Source organism: Asticcacaulis sp. (assembly GCF_051954415.1).
Lineage (GTDB): Bacteria > Pseudomonadota > Alphaproteobacteria > Caulobacterales > Caulobacteraceae > Asticcacaulis.
In genome coordinates this window covers 34,512-44,076 of record NZ_JBQCHT010000009.1, presented here as the reverse complement: position 1 = coordinate 44,076, position 9,565 = coordinate 34,512, and the positions used below count along the sequence as shown (strand labels likewise).

Below are 9,565 nucleotides of genomic sequence, written 5' to 3'. Positions count from 1 at the left end.
AACAAAGGCGCGATGACATCCCATTCTGTATCGGTCAACTCGTAGCGGCGACGCGTCATGAAAAAGGCTCCCTGTTCACCGGAAGCCTTGAATCACGATCAGTTCTAAATGGGAATCCCGTTTATGGGTTTACGCCCTAAGCTAATCTATCCCCGCTCCGTTTTCCCGGTGCATTCTATCCGGATGTCCCTCGATGACCAGACAGCACAACAACACCTAAGCCCGGAAGAGCGGCGCGGGCTTTTGCGCGCCTTTGCCGACCGGATGCTGCTCAAAATCACCGCCATGGATGATCCCGAAGATATGCCGGGTGTCGAGAAGGTCATGCGTGTGGCCGCCGTGATCGAGCGCATCTACAGCCGCTGCGACCGCGCCGAGCGCCAGCGCGACACAACGCCCGATCCGCGTAAAGCAGAAGCCGAACGCGCCACGCATGAGGAAGCGGCCATCAAGGCGCGCGTTTCCCTGGCCAATACGCTGAAATGGGGCGAAGAACGTCGTCAGGGTCTGGGCCATTGGTGGGAGGCAGCACAAAAAGCCATTCAAACGCCTGCCCCGCAGGCCACGACCTCCGGCCAGACATCCAACACACCGCCGGCTACGCAAAAAGTCATCTATACTGATATGACCGACGACTTCGAAGCCGCCCGCGCCAAACTGGTCCTGAAAAAACACGCCTCGGCGCAATCGGCGCAAATCCCCATGCCTCCGCTGCGCGGCCCGCCACCCAGATCCGGCTAGGCGGGCCCAACTTCCCCTCTCCCCATTTTCATGGGGAGAGGACGACGAGCAAGGCGAAGCCGCAGATCGTCGGGTGAGGGGCTTTTTCTCCCTTTATTACGCCCCTCACCCGGTCACCTGCGCCGCTGGCGCGGCTTGTTTCCCGTCCTCTCCCCATTGTCATGGGGAGAGGGGGAAAAAGCGCTTAATGAATTTCTCTGCAGCGCCTGACCGCACTTGCCGCGCAGCGGTTTAGAGCGCATGAAGCCGTATGCTCGATACCCTGATCCGCGTCCTTGTCTTCTTCGCCTTTATCGGCCTCGGCGCCTTGCTGGTGAAGCTGAAACGCCTGAACGCCCAGGGTCTCGACGGCCTTTCCGCTTATTTTTACTGGCTGGCCTTTCCGTGCTGGCTGGTGATCAGTTTCGCCAAACTGCCGCCCTTCCAGCCTGCCCTCACCTTACCGCTCATGGCCTATATCGCGGTCATGGTCGTCACGGCCATGTGCGTGGTCATCGCGGCGCGCGGGCTGAAAGCCAGGGCCGACGACTCCGTGGCCGCCGGCATGGCCGGTTTCATCAATAATTCCGCTTTTCTAGGCATTCCCATCGCCATCAGCCTGTTCGGCCCGGCCGTTTCGCAGACCGGGCCGCTGGTTGTGGCCGCCGATTTCCTGATCCTGTTCAGCCTTGGCTGCGCCGGCCTCGCCAAGGCGTCCGGCCACACGGTGAAGATGGCGCTCATCAATACCGCCCGCAACCCAACGGTCATCGGCGCGCTGATCGGCGTGCTCTGCATGGTCATCGGCTTTCATTTCCCGCCCGCCATCGAAAATGCGCTCGATATGCTGGGCCATTCCGGACCGCCCGTCGCCCTGGTGGCGCTCGGCGGGATGCTGGGTCTGATGCCGGCCTCAAACCTGATCCGGCCCGATGCCGCCAGCGCCGCTGCGATTATCGGCAAGATTCTGCTGGCGCCGGCCCTGGTCGCCCTTGTTCTGGCGCTACTGCGCGTCGATCCGCTCACCTTCCGCGTCTTCGTCTTTCTCTCGGCCACCCCCACCGCGGTCAGCGTCTTCATCCAGTCGAAGATGTACGGCCTGTGGTTCGAAGGGGCCGCGCGTTCGGTGGCACAATCGACCCTGATCAGCCTGTTCACGCTGTCGGCGCTGGCCCTGCTCTTGACGGCAAGCTGAAAGCCGCTATAAGCGCCCCATCCTTCAGGGGAGTAACCGCCTCACGTCAGTGAGGGCTGCCGTCAACACACTTACCGGGCATCGGTATGGCGTCAGCGGTCCGGGCAGCCGGACAAGGTGAGACCTGCGGTGTCGTGCGTCGCCTTTGATCGGGCGCCGCTGCATGGCGCCGTATGTCTTGAACCTTGCGCCCGATCAGAATAGCAGCCCATAAGTGTCCCTCCCCCTCGACGCCTTCCTCCATTCCACCCTGCTCGTCGCCGTTTCCGAAATCGGCGACAAGACGCAGATCCTGTCGCTGATTCTGGCGGCGCGCTACCGCAAGTCCATCCCCATCGTCTTCGGCATACTGGTGGCAACCCTCGCCAACCACGCCCTGGCGGCCTTCGGCGGCACTCTGCTCATGCACACGGCGCTGAAAGCCTGGATGCCGCTGATCCTGGCCCTCTCCTTCATCGGGCTTGGCCTGTGGATTCTGGTGCCCGACAAGGTGGATGACGATGAGGGCACGGTGAAAAAGGACTATGGCGCCTTCGTCACCACCACGATCATGTTCTTCCTGGCCGAGATGGGCGACAAGACCCAGTTCGCCACCATCGCCCTGGCCGCCGAATACAACAACATCCTGATGGTCGTCGCCGGCTCGACACTCGGCATGATGATCGCCAATGTCCCCGCCGTCATCTTTGGTGATAAGATCATGAAGTATGTGCCGCTGAAATGGGTGCGGATCGTCGCCAGCCTGCTGTTTATCGGCTTCGGTGCCTGGGCGCTTTATCAGTATATCACTTCGGTGATGTAGCCGTGCCGGCCAGTATGCCGCCATCGATGTTGAATTCCGAACCGGTGATATAGGTCGCCTCGTCGGACGCCAGCAGGATAGCCACCGCCGCCACCTCATCCGGCCGGCCGAAACGGTGCAGCGGCATATTGGCCAGCAACTGCTTTTCGTCATCGGCGCTATCGATCATGGCGTCCCACATCGCGGTGCGGATCGAGGCCGGATACAGCGAATTGCAGCGGATGCCAAGGTTCTGCTCGGCGCAATAGAGCGCCACCGTCTTGCTGTGGTTACGGATGGCGGCCTTGCTGGCGGCATAGGCGGCGGTCTTCGGCACGCCCACCAGGCCGGAGCGGCTCGACATATTGATGATCGAGCCGCCACGCCCGGTGGCGCGCATGGCCTGGATGGCGTGCTTGCAGCCCAGGAAGACACTGTCGAGATTGATGCGCATCACCCGGTGCCAGTCATCGAGGCTGGTATGCTCCGGGTCATGCGGACGGCCACTTTCCGTGCCGGTGATGCCGGCATTATTGACCAGCACGTCGAGCCCGCTGTGCTCGGCTACGATGGTCGCCATCACCGCCGCCCACTGCGCCTCGTCGGTGGCATCATGGCGGAGAAAGCGGGCATTTTCGCCAAGTGCCGCCGCCCGCGCCGCGCCGGTTTCCGCGTTGATGTCGCCGATCACAACAAAAGCACCTTCCGCCACGAAGGCTTCGGCGATAGCGGCTCCGATCCCGCTGGCGGCGCCGGTGATGAGGGCGGTCTTGCCCAATAGTCTGTTCATAAGAAAATACCCTGTCCGTTTCCAGACAGGGTATCACTTTCATCGGCAGTGGCTACGGGTTAAATCAGAGCCTTGACCGCCGTGAGACCTTCATCGGCCTTGGAATCGTCCGGTGCGCCGCCCTGGGCAAAGTCCGGCTTGCCGCCGGCGCCCTGGCCGCCCATGGCGATCACCGCCGCCCTGGCCAGCTCTGCGGCGTTGAACTTGCCTGTCAGGTCCGGCGTCACCGCCACGGTCACGGCCGCCTTGCCGTCCAGCTTGCCGACCAGGGCCACGATGCCGCTGCCGACCGATTTCTTGAAGTCCTCGGCCAGCGGACGCAGATCCTTGCCGCCGACGCCTTCCAGCACACGGGCAATAACCTTCGTGCCATTGATCTCTTCCGGACCGGACGCCGCACCGCCACCGCCGACTGCCAGAGCGCGCTTGGCTTCGGAAAGCTCCTTTTCCAGGCGCTTGCGCTCAGCGATCAGGGCTTCGACACGCGCCTCGACCTGCGCCACCGGCACCTTGAACTGATCGGCCAGCGATTGCGCCACGCCGGCCTGCCCCAGCAGGTACTGGCGCGCCGCCTCACCGGTAAAGGCTTCGATCCGGCGGATACCAGCCGCCACGCCGCCTTCGGAAATGATCTTGAACAGGGCGATATCGCCGGTGCGCGCCACATGGGTGCCGCCGCACAGTTCGACAGAATAATCCCCCTCGCCTTCCAGCGCATGACCCAGCGCCAGAACGCGGACTTCCTCGCCGTACTTTTCACCGAACAGCGCCACGGCGCCGGCTTCGATCGCCTTTTCCGGCGACATTAGCCTGGTGGAGGCGGCCTGGTTCTGCAGGATCACGGCATTGACCTCGGCCTCGATGCGCGCGATCTCGTCATCGGTCAGCGGCGCGCCATGGCTGAAGTCGAACCGCATCCGGTCGGCATCGACCAGTTGCCCCTTCTGCGCCACATGCGGCCCCAGAACGTGCTTGAGCGCGGCGTGCAGCAGGTGCGCCGCCGAATGGTTGGAGCGCGTGGTGTGGCGCTTTTCGGCATCGACCTTCAGCTCGACCTTGTCGCCGGGCTTGAGCGTGCCTTCGGTGATCTCAAGCTGATGGACGATCAGGTCTCCGGCCTGGCGGTAGGTGTCCCTGATCACGCCCGTGCCATGCAGCAGTTCGACCGTACCGGTATCGCCGGCCTGGCCGCCGCCTTCCGGGTAGAAGGGGGTCTTCTCGAAGACGACCTCAACCGTGTCACCGGCCAGGGCCTCGCTCACCTGCTGGCCATCCAGCAGCAGCGCCTGCACATGAGCCTGGGCTTCGAGATGTTCGTAACCAACAAATTCCGAGGCGCCGATCGCTTCCTTGATGGTAAACCATTCAGCCGATTGCGCTTTTTCGCCGGAACCCGTCCAGTTTTCGCGGCCGCGCGCCTTCTGGGCTTCCATGGCGTGCTCGAAGCCGTCGAGATTCACGCTCAGGCCCTTGGCGCGCACGGCATCCTGAGTCAGGTCAAGCGGGAAACCGTAGGTGTCATACAGCTTGAAGGCGGTCTCGCCGCTCAGCATGTCGCCCTCTTTCAGGTCGCGCGTCGCCTCATCAAGCAGGGTCATGCCGCGGCCGAGCGTGCGGCGGAAGCGTTCTTCCTCCTGGCGCAGGGTCTCGACGATCGTGGCCTCGGCGCGCTTTAACTCGCCGAAGTGGCCGCCCATTTCCGATACCAGGGTTGGCGCTAGCTTATGCAGCAGCGGCTCCTGCGCGCCAAGCAGATAGGCATGGCGCATGGCGCGGCGCATGATGCGACGCAGGACATAGCCGCGGCCTTCGTTCGACGGCGTCACGCCATCGGCGATCAGGAAGGACGACGAACGCAGATGATCGGCGATGACGCGATGCGACGGCAGGCTGTCGCCTTCCGCCTTGACGCCGGTAGCCGATTCCGAGGCACGGATCAGGGTCTGGAACAGGTCGATGTCGTAATTGTTGTGCACGCCCTGAAGCACGGCGGCGACACGCTCAAGTCCCATGCCGGTGTCGATCGACGGCTTGGGCAGGCTGACGCGTGTGCCATCGGCCGACTGGTCGAACTGCATGAAGACGAGGTTCCAGATTTCGACAAAGCGGTCACCGTCTTCTTCCGGCGTGCCCGGAGGACCGCCCCAGATATGGTCGCCATGATCGAAGAAGATTTCGGTGCAAGGGCCGCACGGACCGGTATCGCCCATCGACCAGAAGTTATCCGACCCAGCAATGCGGGCGATTTTTGATTCCGGCAGGCCGGCAATCTTCTTCCACAGGTCGAAAGCCTCGTCATCATCAATATAGACAGTCGCCATCAGGCGGTTTTTGTCGATGCCGTAGTCCTCGGTGATCAGCTTCCAGGCAAATTCGATCGCCTCGGCCTTGAAATAGTTGCCGAAGGAGAAATTCCCCAGCATCTCGAAGAAGGTATGATGGCGCGCCGTATAGCCGACATTATCAAGATCGTTGTGCTTGCCGCCGGCACGCACACATTTCTGCGAGGTGGTGGCGCGGTTATAAGGCCGTGTTTCCGCACCGGTGAAGACGTTCTTGAACTGCACCATGCCGGCATTGGTGAACATCAGTGTCGGATCGTTATGCGGCACGAGTGACGAGGACGACACGACCTCATGGCCCTGCTTGGCAAAGTAATCGAGGAAGGTCTGACGTATCTGGTTTAAGGACGGCATGAGTGTCTTCAGTTCTTGAAATAAAGACCGCTATATAGAGGGGGTTACACACAAGCGCAAAGACCTTTGCGCAGGCCGGACTATCTTTTTGCGATATGTTGAGACTTAATGCTTCAACCATCTGGAGGGGAGCTTGAAAATTGTGCCGGTAGTTACCCCCTCCGGCGCTGCGCGCCACCTTCCCCTCCAAGAGGTGAGATCAACAAAAAAGACGCCCGTTGCGGGGCGCCTTTCTCTGACCGGGCCGGCGGACCGGCGGGTTTGGAACCGGCCCAACCCAATCATATTTAGCTCAAGCGCCGCTTGGCTCGCCGCATTAGCGGCGGCGGGCAGTCGCCCTTGCCAGATTACTAACGTAATCTGTAATTACAAAGATTCATCGCCATCATTGGCATCCGGCTCCGGCGCGCCCAGCATCTCTTCGGAGATGGCGGCGGTTTTCTTGCGGATACCCATTTCGATCTCTTTCGCCATGTCCGGATTGGCCTTGAGGAAATCGCGGGCATTGTCGCGGCCCTGACCGATGCGGGTCGAGTTATAGGAATACCAGGAGCCCGACTTCTCGACGATACCGCCCTTGACGCCGAGGTCGATGATTTCACCGATCTTGGAAATACCTTCACCGAACAGGATGTCGAACTCGACCTCGCGGAACGGCGGTGCGATCTTGTTCTTGACCACCTTGACCTTGACGCTGTTGCCGATGTTCTCGTCACGCACCTTGATGGCGCCGGTGCGGCGGATATCCAGGCGCACCGAGGCGTAGAACTTCAGGGCATTACCGCCGGTCGTCGTTTCCGGCGAGCCATACATGACGCCGATCTTCATGCGGATCTGGTTGATGAAGATGACGATGCACTTCGACTTGGAGATAGAGCCGGTCAGCTTGCGCAGGGCCTGCGACATCAGACGGGCCTGCAGACCCGGCAGGCTGTCGCCCATGTCGCCCTCGATTTCGGCGCGCGGCGTCAGCGCCGCTACCGAGTCGACAACCACGATATCGACCGCGCCGGAACGCACCAGGGTATCGGTGATTTCGAGCGCCTGCTCGCCGTTATCCGGCTGCGAGACCAAAAGGTCATCGAGATTGACGCCCAGCTTATGAGCATAGGTCGGATCAAGCGCGTGTTCGGCATCGACAAAAGCGGCCGTACCGCCCAGCTTCTGGATTTCGGCCACGGTGTGCAGGGCCAGGGTCGTCTTGCCCGACGATTCCGGCCCGTAGATTTCGATGACGCGACCCTTGGGCAGGCCGCCGATACCCAGCGCCATATCCAGGCCCAGCGAGCCGGTGGAGACGGATTCGATTTCCTGGACCTTGCCATTCGAGCCCAGTTTCATCACCGAGCCCTTGCCGAATGCGCGGTCAATCTGCGCCAGCGCCGCTTCCAGGGCGCGCTGCTTTTCACCTTCGTTCTTGCCTACCAATTTCAATACCGCCTGAGATGACATAACCAAACCCTCCTATGTCACGATTCCCCGCCCGCGGGGCTTGTTTTCGTCGTCGTGAGGATTAACACGTACCCCATTTGTTCCAAGTTCGCAATATGTTCCAGCCGCATTTTGGAACATTTTTAGAACATGCAATGGATTCAACAGTCTAGCCGTACTGCAGACTGAGCACCACGGCCGTTGTGGCGATCACCAGCAGCGACATCAGCGCCCCTACCCGCGAATAGTCACTGAACCGGTACCCGCCCGGCCCCATGATCAGCAGGTTGTTCTGGTGGCCGATGGGGGTGAGGAAATCGCATGACGTGCCCACCAACACCGCCAGCAGCATGGCGTCGGGCTGGACATGCAGCAACTGCGCCAACTGGATCGCCAGCGGCCCCATGATTACCGCCGTCGCCACATTATTGAGCAGTATGGTCAGACACAGGGTGAGCGCGCACATGGCAGCGATGGCCAGAGGCAGCGGAAAGCCGGTCATGACGCCACCCACGGTTTTGGCGATGAAATCGGCCGCGCCGGAGGTCTCGAAACTGCCGCCCACCGGGATCATCGCCGCCAGCAGGACCAGAATACTCCAGTCTATCGAGCTGTAGACCTCTTCCTTCGGGATCAGCCGCAGGGCCGCGATCAAGGCCGCCGCGCCAAGGAAACTTAAAGACGGCGGCACATCGGTGAAAATCACCAGCAGGATCGCCGCCGCGAAGATCGCCACGGTCTGGATCGCCGTGCGCAGGTTTACGGGGATGGAATCGCGCCGGTCGAGTTCGATCAGCCGTTCATTGGCGGCGAAACGGGCGATATCATCCGGCGGACCGCTGATGAACAACTGGTCACCGCTCTGGATCGGCACCACCGAAAGCGCGCACCGCAGGGTGGCGGCGCGCGGCCCCGCCGCCACCACTTCAAGGCCGCCATTGCTGTGCGATTTTACCGCATCATGTGTCTCGCCGATCAGGGGCGAATTATGCGGCACCATCAGGCGCGCCGTGACATGCCCCGGCTCCGCCGTCTCCTTGCCGCGCAGGAAATCGATCGTTTCCCTTATCTCCGCCGGCAGCGACCGCGAGATCAGCAGCAGGCGGTCGCCCGACTGCACCCGGTTGTTCTTCGGCCATTTTATCGTCTTGTTACGCCTCAGAAGCCCCAGTATGCGCGTCCGGCTCTGGCGCAACTGCCGGGAAATATCCTCGCGGACCAGCACCTTGCGCGCATCGAGCGGCAGTTCCAGCACGCGCCACGGCGAATCGGCCGTCATCTCATTGCCCTTGCGGTGCGGCAGCAGGCGCCAGCCCAGCAGGATCAGATAGGTTAGCCCCACCACGCAGACCGCCAGCCCCACCGGCGTCATGGTGAAGAACCCGAACGGCGCGCCCAGCGCCTTCTCACGGAAGGACGACAGGATCATGTTGGGCGGCGTGGCGATCAGGGTCGTCATGCCGCCAATCATGGTGGCGAAGGAGAGCGGCATCAGCACCGTCCCCACCTGCTTCTTGCTTTGGCGAGCCAGTTCGGTGGCCAGCGGCATCATGATGACCAGGGCGGCGATATGATTCATGAAGGCCGACAGGAAACAGGCGCCGATCAAGAGCATGGTCAGGCGCGCCGTGAAGCCGGCCTTTTCCGGGATGACCGAGCGTGCGACCCAGCCGGCCACGCCCGTCAGTTCCAGCGCCCGCCCCACCACCAGAACCGCCGCCACGGTGATGACCGCCGGATCGGCAAAGCCTTTCAGGGCATCGCCAAACTTCACCAGGCCCGTGGCCAGGCAGGCAAACAGCGCCGACAGGGCGATCAGGTCATGGCGCACCTTGTCGCTGATGAAAAGCGCCAGCGCGCCGATGAGAATAATGCCACAGAGCAGCGGCGGAGACACATAGTCGGTCAGCAATGGAGGCCCCGGAAATGGCCGCGCCCGCCATCGGGCCGCG

The 9,565-nt window shown here is 61.9% G+C and carries 7 protein-coding genes; 3 read left to right on the top strand and 4 right to left on the bottom strand.

What is annotated here, in order from left to right:
- Positions 1-123: 123 nt before the first annotated feature.
- The 3 genes from ACTHND_RS03000 to ACTHND_RS02990 all read left to right on the top strand — a co-directional run bounded on the left by ACTHND_RS03000 (position 124) and on the right by ACTHND_RS02990 (position 2,717).
- Positions 124-741 (top strand): hypothetical protein, encoded by a 618-nt coding sequence (locus tag ACTHND_RS03000; protein ID WP_440175821.1) that lies wholly within the window; start codon positions 124-126, stop codon positions 739-741.
- 250 nt (positions 742-991) lie between these two features.
- On the top strand, positions 992-1,915 hold the full coding sequence (locus tag ACTHND_RS02995) for an AEC family transporter (RefSeq protein ID WP_440175820.1): 924 nt from the start codon (positions 992-994) through the stop codon (positions 1,913-1,915).
- Between the two features lie 214 nt (positions 1,916-2,129).
- Entirely contained in the window at positions 2,130-2,717 is a 588-nt protein-coding gene (locus ACTHND_RS02990; protein WP_440175819.1) for a TMEM165/GDT1 family protein, read from the top strand.
- Here the strand turns inward: ACTHND_RS02990 and ACTHND_RS02985 are convergent.
- The 4 genes from ACTHND_RS02985 to ACTHND_RS02970 form a co-directional block, all read right to left on the bottom strand.
- On the bottom strand, positions 2,701-3,486 hold the full coding sequence (locus ACTHND_RS02985; protein WP_440175818.1) for a glucose 1-dehydrogenase: 786 nt from the start codon (positions 3,484-3,486) through the stop codon (positions 2,701-2,703). The two genes, ACTHND_RS02990 and ACTHND_RS02985, sit on opposite strands and share 17 nt — an antisense overlap.
- A gap of 59 nt (positions 3,487-3,545) precedes the next feature.
- Positions 3,546-6,182: an alanine--tRNA ligase gene (gene alaS, locus ACTHND_RS02980; RefSeq protein ID WP_440175817.1), complete on the bottom strand. Its 2,637-nt coding sequence runs from the start codon at positions 6,180-6,182 to the stop codon at positions 3,546-3,548.
- Between the two features lie 366 nt (positions 6,183-6,548).
- Complete coding sequence (recA, locus tag ACTHND_RS02975) at positions 6,549-7,634, bottom strand: recombinase RecA (RefSeq protein ID WP_440175816.1); 1,086 nt, start codon at positions 7,632-7,634, stop codon at positions 6,549-6,551.
- Positions 7,635-7,782: 148 nt separating this feature from the next.
- On the bottom strand, positions 7,783-9,525 hold the full coding sequence (locus ACTHND_RS02970) for an SLC13 family permease (protein WP_440175815.1): 1,743 nt from the start codon (positions 9,523-9,525) through the stop codon (positions 7,783-7,785).
- Positions 9,526-9,565: the final 40 nt, after the last annotated feature.